Origin of the sequence: Paenibacillus phytohabitans, from assembly GCF_013141775.1 — a bacterium.
Taxonomy (GTDB): domain Bacteria; phylum Bacillota; class Bacilli; order Paenibacillales; family Paenibacillaceae; genus Paenibacillus_AQ; species Paenibacillus_AQ phytohabitans.
In genome coordinates this window covers 176,785-194,388 of record NZ_WHOB01000097.1, presented here as the reverse complement: position 1 = coordinate 194,388, position 17,604 = coordinate 176,785, and the positions used below count along the sequence as shown (strand labels likewise).

Genomic DNA, 17,604 nt, shown 5'->3' with positions numbered 1-17,604 from the left:
GCCCCACTCTGCTGACAGCCCGGTCTGTTTGCGCCAGCCAAATATAAAACGCCCGCCTCCAATTTCCATGGAGGCGGGCGTTGCTATGCGGCTCCGTAGGGCCGCAGGATTAATACTCTTATGAAGATCAGTCCCCGCGGAACGCACGCTTCACGCGGTCAAAGAAAGACTGCTCCTGCTCATGAGTGTTCTCTCCATTGTGGGAGGCGAACTGGCGGAGCAGGTCCTTCTGCTCATCACTAAGCTTGCTAGGCGTGACCACAATGACGCGGACATGCTGATCGCCGACTCCGCTGCCGCGCAGATGCGGAACACCTTTGCCTTTGAGGCGGAAGAAGGTTCCGGTCTGTGTGCCTGCAGGAATCTTAAGCTTCACTTTTTCGGTAAGGGTAGGGATTTCGATCTCGTCACCAAGCGCCGCCTGAGCGAACGTCAATGGAACCTCGCACATAATATCATCGTTCTCGCGCTCGAAGAAATCGTGATTCTTGACGCGGAACACAATGTACAGATCTCCGGCAGGGCCGCCGCGTGTGCCGCCTTCGCCTTCACCGGTCATGCGCAGCTGTGCGCCGTCATCGACACCGGCAGGAATGCGCACATGAATCTTGCGCTGTTTCTTAACCTTGCCCTGGCCTGCACATGTTGTACATTTTTCTTTGATGATCTTGCCTGTGCCGCTGCAATGGGAGCAGGGACGGCGGTTACGCATCTGTCCAAGCGGTGTATTCTGCACGAATTCCTGCTGGCCGCTGCCGTGGCATACGGAACAGGTCTCCGGCTTCGTTCCAGGTTTGGCACCGGAGCCAAAGCAGGTATCACAGGTCTCCGTACGCGGAATGGTAATATCGGTTTCTTTACCGAATACCGCTTCCTTGAATTCAATGGTCATCGTATACTGCAAATCGCCGCCGCGCTGCGGTGCATTCGGATCACGCCGTCCGCCACCGCCGAAGAACATGTCAAAGATATCGCCAAGACCGCCGAAATCTCCGCCGCCTCCGCCAAAGCCGCCGCCCATGCCCTGGTTAGGATCAATATGTCCATATTGGTCATAACGAGCCCGCTGCTGCCCGTCACTGAGGACGTCGTAAGCTTCCTTAACCTCTTTGAACTTGGCTTCTGCATCGCCCGCTTTATTCACATCCGGATGATACTGGCGCGCCAGCTTACGGTACGCTTTCTTCACATCTTCGTCTGAAGCATCTCTTCCGAGGCCCAGAACCTCATAATAATCGCGTTTATCTGCCACTGCTTTCACCTCCGTACATCGTTATTCTTCTGCCCTTAACATGGCAAGTAGAAACGGCTACGCCGTCCCGCGGGGACGGCACCGTTTCTTCGAGAAATGTAAGAAGAAATTTATGACGGGAAACCCATAAACCCTTACATTTTAAAGGGAAAGCCAAAACACGGGATGCCCCGGTTTTGACCTTCCCCTCTCACCAAATAGAAACTTATCGTTTAAGGTTACCCTTGATTCTTCTCATCGTCAACCACTTCATAATCGGCGTCTACCACGTTGTCTTTCTTGGCATTGCCTTCAGAAGCTCCCTGGCCGCCTTCAGCGCCTTGCTCAGCTTGTGCAGCCTGTTCATACAGCTTCACAGACAACTGCTGTACGATCTCATTCAGCGCCTCTGTAGCAGCAGTGATTTCTTCCAGGTTGTCGGTTTCCAGTGCAGCCTTCACTTTGTCTTTGGCTTCATTGGCTTTCTCGATTTCGGAAGCGTCGACTTTGTCAGCAAGGTCCTTGATGACTTTGTCCGTGGAGTATACGAGCTGGTCAGCGTTGTTCTTCGCTTCTACCAGTTCTTTACGCTTGCGGTCTTCCTCAGCGTGCAGCTCGGCATCCTTCATCATCTGTTCTACTTCAGCATCGCTCAAGCCGCTGGAAGAAGTGATAGTGATCTTCTGGCTCTTGTTGGTGCCTTTATCCGTAGCAGATACGTTAACGATACCGTTGGCATCGATGTCGAAGGTTACTTCGATCTGCGGTACACCGCGCGGTGCCGGTGGAATCTCGTTCAGCATGAAGCGTCCCAGTGTCTTGTTGCCGTTCGCCATCTGGCGCTCACCCTGCAGTACGTGGATTTCCACGCTCGGCTGGCTGTCAGCGAAGGTCGAGAACACCTGCGATTTACTTGTAGGGATCGTAGTGTTGCGCTCGATCATCTTCGTGAATACGCCGCCTGCAGTTTCAATCCCCAGGGACAGCGGAGTTACGTCAAGCAAGACCACGTCTTTAACATCACCAGTCAGCACGCCCGCTTGAACAGCAGCACCAAGGGCTACTACTTCATCCGGGTTAACGCCTTTGTGAGGCTCTTTGCCTGTAAGCTTCTTGATCGCATCCTGTACGGCAGGAATACGTGTGGAACCGCCGACAAGCACGATTCTGTCCAGATCAGCAGGCGTCATGCCGGCATCGCTCAGCGCCTGACGGGTTGGTCCCAGCGTACGCTCTACCAGGCTTGCAGTCAGTTCGTCGAACTTGGCACGGGTCAGGTTGACCTCCAAGTGCTGTGGTACTCCGTCAACAACCGTGATGAACGGCAGCGATACAGTAGTTGTCAGTACGCCGGACAGCTCTTTTTTCGCTTTTTCTGCAGCGTCCTTCAGACGTTGTACAGCCGCTTTGTCTTTGCTCAGGTCAATGCCTTGCTCTTTCTTGAATTCAGCCACGAGATAATCCATAACCAGCTGGTCAAAATCATCCCCGCCCAGACGGTTGTCACCGCTGGTAGCTTTTACTTCGAAGAAGCCGTCGCCCAGTTCAAGGATCGATACGTCGAATGTACCGCCGCCAAGGTCATAGACAAGGATCGTCTGGTCTTCGGATTTCTCCAGACCGTAAGCAAGTGCTGCTGCCGTTGGCTCGTTGACAATACGCAGAACTTCAAGACCGGCAATTTTGCCCGCATCCTTCGTAGCTTGACGCTGGCTGTCATTAAAATATGCAGGAACCGTAATAACGGCCTGGGTTACTGTCTGGCCCAGATAGGCTTCAGCATCGGATTTCAGCTTCTGGAGAATCATCGCCGAAATTTCCTGTGCGGAGTAGTCTTTGCCGTCAATGCTTTCTTTGTGGTTCGTACCCATGTGGCGCTTAATGGAAGCGATGGTACGGTCCGGGTTCGTGATGGCCTGGCGTTTAGCTGTCTCGCCGACGATACGCTCGCCGTCTTTCTTGAAGCCTACCACCGACGGGGTTGTACGCGCGCCTTCCGGATTCGGGATAACGACGGCTTCGCCGCCTTCCATAACGGCAACGCAAGAGTTGGTGGTTCCTAAGTCAATACCGATAACTTTACTCACTGTAATTTGCCTCCTCAGACATAAGGTGAAGCCCGGGGCTTCAACCATTCATATTATTATTGTGGTGTAACGTTGCCTTCATAGAATAATGCTCACTTATATAGACAGAACTACATGCTGACTTTGACCATGGCCGGACGAAGAACTTTATCTTTCAGGAGATAGCCCTTCTGGACTTCTTCTGTCACGATGCCTTCCTCGTGCTCCTCGCTCTCCACCTGCATGATCGCCTGATGATATTCAGGGTTAAAAGGCTGTCCTACCGTTTCCATAGCTGTAAGTCCTTCAGACCTCAGCACTCCATCCAGCTGCCGGAAAATCATATTGATGCCTTTGGTGAACGCTTCGGAATCCGCGCCTGCCGGAGATGTAGCCAGTGCACGCTCGAAATTGTCGAGTACCGGAAGCAATTCAGTTACGAGCTTGGAAGTCGCATATTGCGCCAGCTCTTCCTTTTCCTTCTGTGTGCGGCGGCGGAAGTTATCGAAATCAGCCTGTACACGCAGTGCGCGCGCCTGATGTTCATTTGCAAGCTCCTGCAGCCGTCCGAAATCCTCTCCACTGCCTGAAGCCGCCTCGCCGGCCTCTTCAGCCGTAAATGTGCCAGTGCCTTCTGCAGCTTCCGCCTCATCAGCAGCCTGGTTTTCATTTATGGAGGGATCATTCTGTTCATTCATTTCCTGAACCTCTTCCTCTTTCAAGTTGTCTTCACCTCCTTATCATCATTCACCGTAATCAATTACGCTCTGTTCACTTATACCAGTGTGCCAGCATCGCTGTCAAATCCCGGGACAGAATCCCCAGAATGCCCATTACGCGCGCATACTCCATCCGGGTCGGACCCAGGATACCGATGCTCCCCAGCGCCTTGCCATCCAGCGAATAGGTAGCGGTAATCAGACTGCAGTTCGCAAAAGCATCATGCTTATTCTCTGTACCAATGCGCACTTGCATCCCAGTTCCGCCGCTTGCCGGGGTCAGCATTTTGAGCAGGGTTGGCGTCTCTTCCAGCAGGTCCAGAATATTCTTCACCTTGTCGACGTCCTTGAACTCCGGCTGGGTCAGCATATTCGTTGCACCGCTGAGATAGATGCGCTGTTCATGGTCGCTTTCGAGCGCCGTGTCCAGCACCTGCATTAATTCTTCATAGTGGGAGATGTGACGCTGCATTTCCTCACCCAGCTCGGAATAGAGCTGGCTCTTCAGCTTATAGAGCGGTACATTCACCAGCTTGCTGTTCAGCAGATTGACGACCTTCTCCATCTCGGATACAGAAATATCCGGAGGAAGGTTGACGATCTTGTTCTCCACCTGTCCCGTGCTGGTAACGATAATCGCCACCGCAGTGTTGTCATCGAGCGGAAGCAGCTGAAAGTGGCGCAATGAAGTATGAAAAACCTCCGGTCCCAGCAGGATGGAAGTATAATTCGTCATATTGGAAAGAATCATTGCCGCATGTTGGATAACCTGCTCTGTCGCATTCAGCTTCTCGGCGAAAAAAGCGCGGATCGTGCCCAGTTCGGCCGTTTCGGCGGAATTCCACGGTACCAGATGGTCCACATAATAGCGGTAGCCCTTATGAGAAGGGATTCTCCCTGCCGAAGTATGAGGTTGCTCCAGGTACCCCAGGTCCTCAAGATCAGCCATTTCGTTGCGGATCGTTGCAGGACTGTAGCCTACATCGCCGCGTTTCGAGATACTGCGCGAGCCTACCGGCTCAGCGGAAAGAATATAATCATCTACGATTGCATTCAGTATCATTCTCTGGCGTTCAGTTAACATGTTATTCCCTCCTATCGGCTGTGGCTCCGATTCGTTAGCACTCTAGTCAGATGAGTGCTAACCACTAATACAAAAATACCAAACTGACCTTGGCATTGTCAAGTCAGTTTCACAAATCACAAAGCACTGGCGGATGCATTTTTTTCAAGATAAAACCATTATTTCGGATATGCCCCCGCAACCATTCATCCGCTTCATCGTCAGATAGAACAAGGGGTGATGAAATGCGCTTGATGAAACCATGGTTATTTGCCTTATCCGCCGTGATCCTATGTGTGCTGTTGCTTACGGCCTATACAGTGAAAACAACTCAGAACAAGTGTTACTTTGACGATGTGGATTATGCATCCGTCCTGCAATGGAATGGTGTCCTCTATGGCGGTGATACGGATAGTGATCTCAGCGGACTGAGCAAAGGAAAGGCTATCGGCAAGATTACCTACAGCAAAACCGAGCATAGATGTCCCCGTAAGAAGATGCAGGATGGAGATGCCACGAATCTGAAGACAGGTACTCAGCTCTATGAAGTGAATGGATATGAACCTTCGGCGAGAATCTGGGCGGGTGACCAGCTCTATGAGGCGTACAGCAACCCTGCAGCCAGAACCCTTAACGATCTGCTGGATGCCGTGGGCAAAATACAAACCGTCCGTTTCATCAGCGGCAATGACGGTTCAGAGCTGATGGACTTTACTCCGGAGGCCAACGCCATATTCATCCGTGAATTCCCCAAGCTGGAGTACATCCCGCAAGAGGAGCTGTCCAAACAGACCAAGAGCTGGGTGGGCAATCTGTACTGGATGGAAATCGAAATGAAAGACGGGTCCACCAGAAGGATTGCCTATAATACAATGTTCCCTTCATTTCACTCTGCATATGCCACTCCGGAGCTGGCCGAGCTGATAGAGCAGCAGCGCAAGCTTATTTATGCCAGGTAACCGGTCAACCGCATCTGTGTGCGAAGCGGAATTGTTGTACGTTATACAACTTGAATGCTTAGAAGCGACAACAGCAGCACAGATCCAAATATTCACTATATAGAGTGAAGTGTAACATCCACATATCCGCGCAAAAAAACCACTCCCCCGGAGCTTCCGATCCGTAGGGCAGTGGTTTCTTATTATATAGGTTGCCGCAGAACCTGTGGCCCCCCGGTTTAATCCAATCTCTTCAGCACAGCGATTTCATCGCAGGCATGCTGCTTCTTGCAGTGCACACAATCAGTCCAGACCTTCTCCGGGAAAATCTCCTTCTCCACCACATCGAAGCCGTTTCTGAGGAAGAAATCCACGGCATAGGTCAAAGCCATAATCTTCGGGATTTTCTGGCGTCTGGCTTCTTCCGTCAGCTTCTCCAGAATCATCGAGCCTACGCCTTTGCCCTTGCCTTCATCGCGCAGACCGATCGAACGCACCTCTACGAGGTCGCTTCCGAGTCTGAACAAGGATCCGCAGCCGACAAATCTGCCGCCGATTTCGGCAATCACGAACTGATCGATCTGGCGGGTCAGTGCTTGCCTGGAACGGGGCAGCATAATTCCGCGCTGAGCGTATTCCTCTATCATCAGATACAGCGGCTCTACATCCTCCACTGTAGCATTTCTGCATATCACTTGTTGATCTCCCGCAGGAGAAGACTGGCGGAACATATCCGTTTTGACAAGCACTTTGACTCACCCCTCGTTGTTAATATGAATAAATATACAACAGAGTGAATTACAATTCAAGGGGTATTTTAAAATTAAACTTCTGTCAAAGCACCGACAAATTCTCCAAATACATCGTTGCCGAACAGGATTCCCTGCTTGCTCAGACGATAGGTGTCCCCCGTCTGCTCCAGCAGCCCTGCCTTAAGCATTTTATGCAGCGATCCCGCAAAAATATCCTCCAGCGACTTCCCGAATTGTGAGCGGAATGCCGTATCCGACACCCCTTCGCGCATCCGCAGGCCGACCATCATGAAATCCTCCATCGCCTCCTGCTCGGAGATAGGGAAGCTGTCCAGACGGGGCAGCCCGCTGCGCGTAGCTTCATTATACGGATTAACGCCCTTGATATTCATATGCCGCTGGCGGCCTACATATCCGTGCGCCCCGGCACCGAGGCCATAATAATCCTCGTTACGCCAGTAGGTAATATTGTGGCGGCTCTCCATCCCCGGCTTGGCAAAATTGCTGATCTCATATTGCGTATAACCCGCAGCTTCCATGGTGGACATAAGCAGCAGATACATCGCCAGCTCATCCTCTTCATTCGGCAGGGGAAGTTTGTTCTTATTAAATAGGGTGTGGAATAGCGTGTTCTCCTCAACCTTGAGACTATAGATAGAATAGTGGGGAAGATCCAGCGCCAGCGCCTTGTCGATGCTCTCTCTCAGCATATCCACCGTCTGGTTCGGCAGGCCGAACATCAGATCCAGCGAAAGATTATCCAGCCCGGCCGCGCGGGCATTCTCCAGACTGCGGTAGACATCATCCACATCATGAATGCGGCCGATTCCGCTCAGCAGCTCGTTCTGGAACGCCTGAACGCCGAAGCTGACCCGGTTGACGCCGCCTTCCTTCATTACTCTGAGCTTATCTATATCGGTAGTGCCGGGATTAGCTTCCATAGAGAACTCGATATTCTCATCCCACTGCGGGAAGTGTCTGCGGACCGATTGCAGGAAATATGCCATCTCATCCGGTTTAAGCACTGTAGGCGTACCGCCGCCGACAAAAATAGTCTTGATTACACCGGGAGGCGTGTTCTTCACGGTCAGCTCCATCTCACGGTCAAGGGCATACAGATACTCCATGACCGGCTGATCCTTCAGGACATAGGAATTGAAATCACAGTAGAAGCACTTATTGGTGCAAAACGGGATATGAATATATACGGCCTCAGGGGGACGGCCATTGCGTGCTGTGTTCATAGCTGTCTCCTTTGTTCTATTTAATGTAAAAGCTATTTGCAGCCTCTGCTGCTGAAAAGTAAGAAGAAACGGCTGCGCCGCCCTGCTTAGGACGGCACCCGTTTCTGCGAGAAATAAGCGATGATTATTATCTTAATCCTGTTTCTCCGGGAAAAATAATATTTCCAGAAAAGGGAAGCCCTACGGCTTCCCTTGCAGGTCTATAATCCAGCTGTCAGCTCCAGGGAGCCTGCACGCTGCTACTCAATCTGAAGCACAGCCATGAACGCTTCCTGCGGCACCTCTACGCTGCCCACTTGCTTCATGCGCTTCTTACCTTCCTTCTGCTTCTCCAGCAGCTTCCGCTTACGCGAAATGTCACCGCCGTAGCATTTGGCCAGTACGTTCTTACGCATCGCCTTAACGGTCTCGCGCGCAACCACCTTCGTGCCGACGGATGCCTGGATCGGCACCTCGAACATCTGGCGCGGGATAATGCCGCGCAGCTTCTCACAGATGACCCGGCCGCGGTTATAAGCGCGGTCGCGGTGAACGATGAAGGACAACGCATCGACCTGCTCATTGTTGAGCAGGATATCCATCTTCACCAGATTCGACTGGCGGTATCCGGAGATCTCATAATCGTAGGAAGCATAACCCTTTGTTCCCGATTTCAGCTGATCGAAGAAGTCATAGACAATCTCGGACAGCGGAATCTCATACGTTATGGTTACACGGTTCGTATCCAGATATTCCATGTTAACGAATTCGCCGCGTTTGTTCTGGCAAAGCTCCATAACTGTACCTACGAAGTCATTCGGTACAATAATTCCTGCCTTCACATATGGCTCTTCAATGAAGTCAATCGTCCCGATCTCCGGATAATGCGACGGATTGTCGATCTGAATGGTCTCACCGTTAGTCAGCTTGATGCGGTAAATAACGCTTGGTGCTGTAGTAATCAGCGGCAGATTGAACTCGCGCTCAATCCGCTCCTGAATGATCTCCATGTGCAGCAGTCCAAGGAAGCCGCAACGGAAGCCGAAGCCCAGGGCACTGGAGCTTTCCGGCTCGAAGCTAAGTGAAGCATCGTTCAGCTGCAGCTTCTCCAGCGCTTCACGCAGATCATTATAATCAGAGGTCTCAATCGGATACAGACCACAGTAGACCATCGGATTGATCTTGCGGTAGCCCGGCAGCGGTTCAGGCGTCGGATTCTTGGCATCCGTCACGGTGTCACCGACACGCGTGTCTCCTACATGCTTAATCCCGGCCACAATAAACCCTACATCGCCGATGTTCAGCTCAGGCACAATGGTCATACGCGGCATGAATGCCCCGACTTCGATAACTTCAAAGGTTTTGTCGGTTGCCATCATCTTAATCTTGGAACCGGCACGGATACTTCCGTCCATAACGCGGACATAGACGATAACGCCTTTGTACGGGTCATAGTGGGAATCGAAGATCAGAGCCTTGAGCGGTTCTTCGGAGTTGCCTGTCGGCGCCGGAACCTGCTTAACGACCTGCTCCAGAATCTCCTTAATGCCGATGCCGGCTTTGGCCGAAGCCAGAACCGCTTCGCTCGTATCCAGCCCGATTACATCCTCAATCTCCTGCTTCACCCGGTCAGGATCGGCATTCGGAAGGTCAATCTTGTTGAGCACCGGAAGAATCTCCAGATTGTTATCAAGTGCCAGATACACGTTAGCCAGGGTCTGGGCTTCAATCCCCTGTGCTGCATCCACTACCAGCAGTGCGCCTTCGCAGGCGGCAAGACTTCGGGATACCTCATAGGTGAAATCGACATGCCCCGGTGTATCAATCAGATTCAGATAATAATCCTGTCCATCGTCGGCACGATAAGTCAGGCGTACAGCCTGCAGCTTAATGGTGATACCGCGTTCGCGCTCCAGGTCCATTTGATCGAGTACCTGCTCCTGCATTTCACGCGAAGTGAGCGCACCTGTATACTCCAGAATACGGTCAGCCAGTGTCGATTTGCCATGGTCTATATGTGCAATAATCGAGAAATTGCGGATTTGTTGTTGTCGTTTCTGAACGTCAGTCATTCCTTACCCCCACAGACAGCCTAATGTTAATCCTCTTATTATAACAGTACGGGCTTCACCCATCAATCCCGCCAGCTGCGGGAAAATAAAGAAACACCCGGGGCAGCCACAAATTACAGGAGAATCCGTGAAAAAGGAACGGCTGCGCGCTCCAATTTAAGCGGCAACCGTTGCATTATGGCATATTAACCTTCGAAGTCTGTCCGGCTGCACACGGACACTCCTTCACTCCTCCGATGAATCGAAGAGGGAGACTACCCAGCGTATGCTTTTCTGCGAAGCCTGCTGCAGCAGGCCGGCCGTCTTGTCCGCGAGCACATCTACGGTCGGCTTCTGTTCCCCGGGAATCAGAATCTGTTCAGGACTGAGGGTAGTGTAGTCCTTCACTTCCTGCTGCGGAAGGCTCCCCGTGCCGGCTGCTGTATCCGTACCAGCTGCAACCGGCTGCTGCACAGGCAGCACCTTATAGGCCCCGGTATCCGGATCAATGACAACCGGCACATATACATAGGCTTGCCCGCCCTGAGCCCTACCCGCGGCCGGAAGAGACGCAGCTCCCGCTGTGCCGCTCTGCCCAGCCTGGAGCTGTCCACCGGCCGAAGAAGTATTCCCGGCCATAGTGTTCCAGCCCGGCAGCACGCCGGAGACTCCTGAACCGCTGCCGCCGCCGAATTGCAGACCCACCAGAAGCCCGACTCCCGCCCATATCCCGACCATGACCAGCTTTTTACCGAACCGCGTCATATTCCCCGCTCCTTTTTCAAGTGAATTAGCTTAGGAAGCACCGCCTGCGGATGTCTTCGCGCTCGTGCCCTCCAGTTTGACATCGCCCTCTTCAGGCGCCGCCGCTTTCTCTGCATCCCGGCTGGCCCAGTACACATCCGCGATGGCATCTGCCAGAATATCTGCTGTCCGCTTCAGCTCTTCGGCAGAATTATCGATTCCGCCTACCTCAATCAGCACGCTGTTCGGGGATAGTGTCTGGTTATACTCCCCATTATTCCCGTTTCCCGAGGATTTCCCCCATATGCCGCGGGATACTCCCGGATAATTTTTCTCCAGCAGCTGATGAATCTGATTGGCGAAGGCCTCATTTTGCTTCCAATTCTTATTCGCATGCCCGAGGATGAAGTACACCTGCGCATAATTTTTACCGTTGATTTCTGCTGTGGTTTTGCCATGCCGCTGCGAGTCGCGGTGGATATCGATCAGCTCACTCATTTCCTGATTGGCGGCCATCGCCGATTTCACAGTCATGCGTGAATATTTATAGGAGAAGTTCCAGTTATAATCCGGCACCTCCGTGGCGTAATCCTCCTGTGCATGGACAGTTCCTATCCCGCGGGCTTCCAGCCGCTTGGCAATATATGATCCTACCAGCATTACATTCTTGGAAGGAACCGCAGAGCTTGGATTATCGCTCGCTGCGCCAAGCAGAGGATTATAGGCCTCGCGGGGATGGGAATGATAGATTAGGATACGTTTGATCGAGGTATCCCCGGTACCGTTCTCCGCATCTCCGCTCCCGGAATAACCTTCGCTCTGACCAGGGTCTGTAGCCGTACCGCTTGAATCCGGTGCAGGCGTAGCCTCCGGCTGCACAACTTCTCCGCCCGGGTTGTCCGTTTCGCCGCCGGCAGGCGGATCATTGGTCCCCGCCTCTGTGCCCGTGCCCAGATCCGTTCCCGGATCAGCACCGGTTCCCGGTTCTCCACCAGCCGCTAACTCATCGACACCGGGATGATAATCCGCAGGCGCCCCTGCCGTACCTGTCCCCCCGGAGCCTTCCCGCAGCAGAAAGGGATCATCTGCCGCAAGGCCGGGCATCTCACGCGATACCAGACTTTTGGGATCGCCCGGGTCGACGCTGGTGAGCAGCCGGAATACGAAGGAGGTAACCTTGTCGCCCGAGAATGCTGAAGGCTCCTCACCCTGCGGCAAATGCGGAACCTCCATGCCCAGCAGCTCCATGAAGAATCCGCTGGAGAGTGAAGCAGCCAAGCCCTTCATAGAGGGAATGGGTGAAGAGTTCAGCTTCTGTCCGGCCAATCCGCCGGCTCCAAGCAGCATGAAAAATACAAGTGAACCTCCGGCCAGCAGCAGCATCGTTCTCCCCAGCGACAGAACATCCAGCAGCCTTCCCCGCAGCCGGCCAATATTCCATAGCTGAAACCATTTTCTGTTCATGATTGTTATGTCCTCCTCTAAGCCCTCTGTAATCTCTCATACTCCAAATCTATGAGCGGAAGAGTAATGCTAGAACCTTAGAATGAGAGGACATAGAGAAGACCCGCAGGGCAGTGCTGCCTTACGGCAGACTGTGCGGGCCTGTGAAGAATGGTGCAGATTAGTGAGTATAGGCTCCAACATTGCCCGGATCTACCGCTTCATGCAGTGCAGCGTTGAGTCCGCTGGCGACAATATTGGCGATCTCTTCAATAAACTCGTCAATTTCCTTGGGGGTGACGATGAGGTCATGCCCCAGCGGTTCAAGCACTTCCTTAACCAGCGCCAGCCGCTCCTGCTCGGAGATATCATCCAGCAAGCCCATAATCTCTTTGGTATGGGCACCGCCGCCTTCCATCTTCCCGAAATGATTGCTCATCATCTCCAGCACGTTGTTGACGATCGTTGAGGCGTAGCAGACAGTAGGGACGCCGATGGCGATGCAGGGAACACCCAGCACCTCTTTGGTAAGACCCCGCCGTTTGTTGCCGATGCCTGAACCCGGATGGATGCCGATATCGGCAATCTGGATCGTTGTATTGATTCTTTCCAGCGAACGCGAGGCCAGGGCATCAATGGCTATTATCACATCCGGCTTCGTACGGTCTACAATCCCCTGCACAACCTCACTGGACTCAATGCCGGTCAGGCCGAGCACACCAGGGGCAATTGCACTCACATTCCGGTAGCCGGGCGAGACCTGATCAGGAACCAGCTCATAGAACTGCCGGGTAATCAGCGAATTCTCCACGACCAGCGGCCCAAGAGAGTCCGGAGTTACATTCCAGTTGCCAAGCCCTACAATAAGTACGGAGGAGTTACGGTTAATGCCGATCCTGTCCAGAAAATGCTCAAATTCACGGGCAAACACTGTGGAAACCTTCTGCTGCAGGCCGGTATCCCCTCCGCGCAGTGCCGGAACCTCCAGCGTCACGTAGTTGCCGATGGCCCGTCCGATCGCCTGGGAACCGGCATTGTCTGCTACAGCAAGCCGGGTAACCTTGATGCCATCTGCTTCCTGCACCTCTTCATTGACGCCGGGAATGGGCGCATTGGACCGCGCCTGAGCCATTTCTTTTGCTTCCACTGCCAAATCCGTACGTACCGAATACAGCTGAAGATCCAGTTCCATTATTAGTTCAGCCTCCTTAAGCATATTGCCGATAGTGTGCGAGAGAAAGCCGCTGTTTATACAATCCCCGGTGCTATAATTCAAAAGCTTTTAGTGTTGCTTTTTGCTACCCTTCATGCTAAACTATTTTAAGTTGTGAATCATATGATGATTTCGAATGTCTTCCAGGAGGTGAATGCAATGCCAAATATCAAATCCGCGGTTAAACGCGTCAAGACGATCGAGAAACGCCGTGCACTGAACGCTTCCCAGAAGTCCGCGCTTCGTACAGCTGTGAAAACTGCTGATGTAGCACTGACAGGTACGGAAGTGGAAACTGCTCACGCTGCTTTCCAAGCTGCTTCCAAAAAGCTGGACAAGGCTGTAACTAAAGGCCTGGTTCATAAAAATGCGGCTGCCCGCAAAAAATCCCGCTTGGCTAAGAAATTGAACGCTCTGAAGGCTCAAGCTTAAGCCACGGGCGACAATCATAACGAGCACTTGAAGAACCTGACCGCTATGCTGCATACGGTTAGGTTTTTTTGTGCTCTTTTTTTATACCGGAACAGTCCAAGAGCCTGCCCACCCGCATGGATGCGGAGCGGACAGGCTCTTAGGCTACCCTAACCTGTACCTGATTACACGCCAAGGCGAAGCATAAACATCTCCAGCCCCAGCACTTTATCAATTGCGCCTGTCTTCATCTGATAGTCAAGATCGGCCAGTATGCTGAGAATCTGCCGCAGACGCTGGCTGCCGAACTTATGGGCCTGCTCTCCCGCAAGCTTGACGGCATATGGATGCAGCCCGAGCTGGGAGGCAATCTGCCCTTGCGAATAGCTCAGACCGGACAGATCCTTGACCTGCAGGATGATCCTGAACTGCCGCGCAATCAGTGCAGCGATCTTGATCGGCTCCTCCCGCTGCTTCAGCAGCTCATAGAGTGTATTCAGCGCCTTATCGAGGCGCAGATTCGCGATATCCTCCACCAGCGTAAATATGTTCTGCTCCGTGCCGCGGTGGACCAGACTCTCTACTGCCGCAGCATCCACCTTACCGCCAGTACCGGCGAACAGACACAGCTTGTCCATCTCTGCCGACAGGCCCTGCAGCCCGGTTCCAGCACTTGCAATGAGCACCTCGGCCGTGCCCGGAGCAGTCGTACAGCCCCGGTCGCGGAAGCCCTTTTCCACCCAGCGCAGCAGCTCCTCCGCACCCAGCGGATTGAAGGCTAAGACGGTGCCGGAGGCCTTGGCAGTCTTGACGATTTTTTTGCGTTCATCCAGCTTATCGTTGTTCACCATGAATACAATCACGCTGAATTCAGCAGGATGCTGCATATAATCGCTCAGCAGCTCTACACGGTGTTCAATCTTAGCGTTCTCCTTGCCTGCCGTGAACAGGGCGGCATCCCGCACCAGCAGCAGCTTGCGCTCTACCATAAAGGGAACCGTCTCTGCTTCTTCTATGACGGCCTGCACCGGCGTCTCGGAGAGATCGAAGGGAATCACCGCGAAGTCACGGTCCTCTTTGGCTATCAGGTGTTCCTCCAGCATGGCCGTGAATTCATTCATCCGGAATTTCTCGCTGCCATACAGCACATACAGCGGTGAAATTTTCCCCTGTTTGATGTCTTTGGCCGCCGTTTTGGCATCCATCCCGCCACTTCCTTTTCCATTTCATTGCCTGGTTGCGTACAACGTACAACACATACATTCATACATTTTAACAAAAAAACGCCTGCAAACATAGGCAAAAACGGAGCAACCTCGGCAGCCAGGGCCAAAGTTGCTCCGTTTCAGCGGCGCATCTATATAAACGACGGAGAGGGAAGCTCTAGAAACTTACCATCCGGCGGTCATACCGATGATACTCGCAAATCCTGTAATTCCTGTCCTCATACCCTAGCATATTCCGCAGGTGCTTAAAAAGTTCCAGTTCGCGATTATTTATTGGACGTTGCCGCGTCCGGAGTAATCACCGGGCTGGACTGGGGGGAAGCGGGAGCCGATGGAGCAATAGAAGGAACCGGTGCTGATGTCTCTCCCGGAACCGTGTATGTCTTCGTTGCCTGCGTACCATCCTGCAGCTGTGTTACATAGGTGAACTGGCTGCTATCCTCCGACCACACGCCGGAGACCCAGGCCCCTTCCATGGGCAGAGAATTCAGCGCAACCCGTTCTCCCTCTGCACTGCCTGCCGGAGCGCTGTAGATTACAACCTGCTGTCCGGCCAGCTCAGCCGTATAACGGCCGTCGGGGGATGGCCATGAAGGCTGTGAAGCTACCAGAGCAGGCAACAGACCCATTACTCCAGGCTCCGGTGCTGCGGGAGGCTGCAATGCTCCCTCCTCGGGAGCTGCCATATCAGCCGCCGCATCCTCCTGGGCCGTGCCCATGAATATCTGGGTCTGGCCTGCGGGATCAGCGGCACGGTCAGCATTCCCGTTGCTGCCCTTCCGGGAACTCTCTACCGGCGGTGCTGTGGCATTGCGTTTGGCGGAAGGAGCTTGTGTTGCCGGAGGCTCCTTGGCCGGAGCCGGACCGGAGTCTGCTGCTGCAGGAGTGTCAGCACCCTTCACACTATCCTCCGTGGCAGGTATTGCACTATTCAGATTAGTACCATTAGTACCTTCAACATCAGGCTCCGCTGTGGCTTGCTCTACGAAGAAGATCTCGCCGCTGCCGTCAGTACTGTTGTTCTGTCCTGCATCCGCCGTGGCTGCATTGTCTGCGGATTCTGTCATCATCTTAGAGGAAGCTTCACTTCCTGCTGCATTATACGCCTGATCCATATCCGCACCCGGCATACTCTCCGGCATGTTGAAGACGGCGAATAACAGAATTACCGCTGCCGCAGCAGCACCGATGCCTGTCCGTGTTGCTATTGAAGCGCCCTTGGACTTCTTGCCGCGGGTGCTTTGGCGTGTAAAGGGAACAATCTTGGGATCTTCAGATCCCACCATAACAGGCTCCTCCCGGACGCCGCGGTCCAGCTGTTCAAGCTGCGGCAGGATAGAGTCGACCAGACTGAAGGGCGGCTTCACGTCCGGCAGCTCTTCCAGTTGCCGGGAGAGCATCGTCAGCCGGTCAAAGACTTCCGCGCAGGAAGGACAATCATCGATATGACGGAACATTTCAAGCATTTCTTCCTGACTGAGATCATGATCTAAATAGCGGTGCATCCATTCCATCACCTCCGCGCACTTCATCCTGACACACCACCTTTCTGATACTCCTGAAGTCTATTCTGCAGCTGTGCCCGGGCCCTGAACAGGTAGGATTTCACCGTGTTCAAAGGCAGATCCAGACAGTCTGCAATCTCGTTGTAAGAAAAATCCTGTAAATACCGGAGTACAATCACCGTCCGGTGATGCTCAGGAAGCTGATCGATCGCCTCGCGGATATCCTCCGCCAGGTAACCCGACATCACTTCTCGCTCTACGTTATGCTTATTATCCTGGAACACCATTTCGTGCTCATCGATAGAAACAGTAGGCTTCGTTCTCCGGAACTTGTCAATACAGATGTTCGTCACGATCCGCTGAACCCATGTTTTGAACTGGGCCTTCTCCTCATAGGAGCCGATCTTGGTATACACCCTGATTAATGCCTCCTGGGATGCATCCAGAGCATCCTGTTCATTATGCAGAATGTAGAAGGCCGTCTTATACACATGTCCTTCAATTTCTCGCAATAGGGTGATTAGAGCGTCGCGATCGCCCGCTTGAGCGGCTCTGATGAGTCCCTGCTCCACCACGAAGGTTCCCCCTCTCTATGCAATCTTACTGACGCGCAAGACTGCGAATTTGTTGCAAGCCTGTAATCAATATTTTTAGAATACCAAACTTGGATAATAACGCCATAATGAAGAACCTGGTTCCCGATTCTGCGGCTGCCGCAGACCGGTCCATAATCCTTACTAAGCATACAGGGGATGCTTCAATCATTCAAATACTCTTTTATAGAAGTTTGTTACAAAAATGACATGAAAAGCAGGCAGCCCCGCATGGTAACCCCCTGCGAATGAAGACTGCCTTATAATTTATAAAGTGTAGCTGCGCACAGCAGGAGGACGGCATAATTCTCTCTGGAATCATCATCTAGCACATATACTTCACCCTGCGTAAAAAGTTGCGGATGGTTATAGTTCCGGTGAAGCTTATAAAAAGCCCCTATAGTCACCCTGCAGCCGTGTACAGCG

Annotated in this window: 15 protein-coding genes; 2 read left to right on the top strand and 13 right to left on the bottom strand. The window is 52.9% G+C overall.

The window, feature by feature from the left end; translation table 11 throughout:
- Positions 1 to 127: 127 nt before the first annotated feature.
- From dnaJ to hrcA, 4 genes are all read right to left on the bottom strand, one after another.
- Positions 128 to 1,252, bottom strand: a complete 1,125-nt coding sequence (gene dnaJ / locus GC101_RS34415) for a molecular chaperone DnaJ (protein ID WP_042139464.1) — start codon at positions 1,250 to 1,252, stop codon at positions 128 to 130.
- 218 nt (positions 1,253 to 1,470) lie between these two features.
- Positions 1,471 to 3,318 (bottom strand): molecular chaperone DnaK, encoded by a 1,848-nt coding sequence (gene dnaK, locus GC101_RS34410; RefSeq protein WP_171720965.1) that lies wholly within the window; start codon positions 3,316 to 3,318, stop codon positions 1,471 to 1,473.
- 110 nt (positions 3,319 to 3,428) lie between these two features.
- Positions 3,429 to 3,995 carry a nucleotide exchange factor GrpE gene (gene grpE, locus GC101_RS34405; protein ID WP_144026116.1) on the bottom strand — a complete coding sequence of 189 codons (567 nt, stop codon included), beginning with the start codon at positions 3,993 to 3,995 and terminating at the stop codon, positions 3,429 to 3,431.
- A 73-nt stretch (positions 3,996 to 4,068) separates the two neighbouring features.
- Positions 4,069 to 5,100 carry a heat-inducible transcriptional repressor HrcA gene (gene hrcA, locus GC101_RS34400; protein ID WP_039309603.1) on the bottom strand — a complete coding sequence of 344 codons (1,032 nt, stop codon included), beginning with the start codon at positions 5,098 to 5,100 and terminating at the stop codon, positions 4,069 to 4,071.
- Positions 5,101 to 5,330: 230 nt separating this feature from the next.
- Between hrcA and GC101_RS34395 the strand changes: the two genes are divergently transcribed.
- Positions 5,331 to 6,038, top strand: a complete 708-nt coding sequence (locus GC101_RS34395) for a hypothetical protein (RefSeq protein ID WP_171720964.1) — start codon at positions 5,331 to 5,333, stop codon at positions 6,036 to 6,038.
- Between the two features lie 218 nt (positions 6,039 to 6,256).
- On the opposite strand, the gene GC101_RS34390 is transcribed toward GC101_RS34395, so the two are convergent.
- From GC101_RS34390 to gpr, 6 genes are all read right to left on the bottom strand, one after another.
- Positions 6,257 to 6,748, bottom strand: a complete 492-nt coding sequence (locus GC101_RS34390) for an N-acetyltransferase (protein WP_171721047.1) — start codon at positions 6,746 to 6,748, stop codon at positions 6,257 to 6,259.
- Between the two features lie 92 nt (positions 6,749 to 6,840).
- Complete coding sequence (gene hemW, locus GC101_RS34385) at positions 6,841 to 8,013, bottom strand: radical SAM family heme chaperone HemW (protein WP_171720963.1); 1,173 nt, start codon at positions 8,011 to 8,013, stop codon at positions 6,841 to 6,843.
- A gap of 239 nt (positions 8,014 to 8,252) precedes the next feature.
- Positions 8,253 to 10,064 (bottom strand): translation elongation factor 4, encoded by a 1,812-nt coding sequence (lepA, locus tag GC101_RS34380; protein WP_042216867.1) that lies wholly within the window; start codon positions 10,062 to 10,064, stop codon positions 8,253 to 8,255.
- A 225-nt stretch (positions 10,065 to 10,289) separates the two neighbouring features.
- The gene (locus GC101_RS34375; RefSeq protein WP_171720843.1) at positions 10,290 to 10,808 is read right to left on the bottom strand and encodes a hypothetical protein; all 519 of its coding nucleotides are present in this window, start codon (positions 10,806 to 10,808) and stop codon (positions 10,290 to 10,292) included.
- Positions 10,809 to 10,838: 30 nt separating this feature from the next.
- Positions 10,839 to 12,251, bottom strand: a complete 1,413-nt coding sequence (locus GC101_RS34370) for a stage II sporulation protein P (RefSeq protein ID WP_171720962.1) — start codon at positions 12,249 to 12,251, stop codon at positions 10,839 to 10,841.
- Between the two features lie 160 nt (positions 12,252 to 12,411).
- Entirely contained in the window at positions 12,412 to 13,422 is a 1,011-nt protein-coding gene (gene gpr, locus GC101_RS34365) for a GPR endopeptidase (RefSeq protein WP_042139471.1), read from the bottom strand.
- Between the two features lie 180 nt (positions 13,423 to 13,602).
- On the opposite strand from gpr, the gene rpsT reads away from it, so the two are divergent.
- Positions 13,603 to 13,875: a 30S ribosomal protein S20 gene (gene rpsT / locus GC101_RS34360; RefSeq protein ID WP_039309591.1), complete on the top strand. Its 273-nt coding sequence runs from the start codon at positions 13,603 to 13,605 to the stop codon at positions 13,873 to 13,875.
- A gap of 164 nt (positions 13,876 to 14,039) precedes the next feature.
- Here the strand turns inward: rpsT and holA are convergent, their stop codons facing one another.
- From holA to GC101_RS34345, 3 genes are all read right to left on the bottom strand, one after another.
- Positions 14,040 to 15,059 carry a DNA polymerase III subunit delta gene (gene holA, locus GC101_RS34355; RefSeq protein ID WP_171720961.1) on the bottom strand — a complete coding sequence of 340 codons (1,020 nt, stop codon included), beginning with the start codon at positions 15,057 to 15,059 and terminating at the stop codon, positions 14,040 to 14,042.
- Positions 15,060 to 15,346: 287 nt separating this feature from the next.
- The gene (locus GC101_RS34350; protein ID WP_171720960.1) at positions 15,347 to 16,612 is read right to left on the bottom strand and encodes an anti-sigma factor family protein; all 1,266 of its coding nucleotides are present in this window, start codon (positions 16,610 to 16,612) and stop codon (positions 15,347 to 15,349) included.
- Positions 16,609 to 17,160 carry an RNA polymerase sigma factor gene (locus tag GC101_RS34345; protein WP_039309588.1) on the bottom strand — a complete coding sequence of 184 codons (552 nt, stop codon included), beginning with the start codon at positions 17,158 to 17,160 and terminating at the stop codon, positions 16,609 to 16,611. Before GC101_RS34345 ends, GC101_RS34350 begins: the two co-directional genes overlap by 4 nt.
- Positions 17,161 to 17,604 lie beyond the last annotated feature (444 nt).

Coding starts and splice junctions, on each gene's coding strand:
- grpE (WP_144026116.1), bottom strand. CDS start 3,995: ATGAATGAACAGAATGATCCCTCCATAAATGAAAACCAGGCTGCTGAT.
- hrcA (WP_039309603.1), bottom strand. CDS start 5,100: ATGTTAACTGAACGCCAGAGAATGATACTGAATGCAATCGTAGATGAT.
- GC101_RS34390 (WP_171721047.1), bottom strand. CDS start 6,748: ATGTTCCGCCAGTCTTCTCCTGCGGGAGATCAACAAGTGATATGCAGA.
- hemW (WP_171720963.1), bottom strand. CDS start 8,013: ATGAACACAGCACGCAATGGCCGTCCCCCTGAGGCCGTATATATTCAT.
- lepA (WP_042216867.1), bottom strand. CDS start 10,064: ATGACTGACGTTCAGAAACGACAACAACAAATCCGCAATTTCTCGATT.
- GC101_RS34375 (WP_171720843.1), bottom strand. CDS start 10,808: ATGACGCGGTTCGGTAAAAAGCTGGTCATGGTCGGGATATGGGCGGGA.
- GC101_RS34370 (WP_171720962.1), bottom strand. CDS start 12,251: ATGAACAGAAAATGGTTTCAGCTATGGAATATTGGCCGGCTGCGGGGA.
- gpr (WP_042139471.1), bottom strand. CDS start 13,422: ATGGAACTGGATCTTCAGCTGTATTCGGTACGTACGGATTTGGCAGTG.
- rpsT (WP_039309591.1), top strand. CDS start 13,603: ATGCCAAATATCAAATCCGCGGTTAAACGCGTCAAGACGATCGAGAAA.
- holA (WP_171720961.1), bottom strand. CDS start 15,059: ATGGATGCCAAAACGGCGGCCAAAGACATCAAACAGGGGAAAATTTCA.
- GC101_RS34350 (WP_171720960.1), bottom strand. CDS start 16,612: ATGAAGTGCGCGGAGGTGATGGAATGGATGCACCGCTATTTAGATCAT.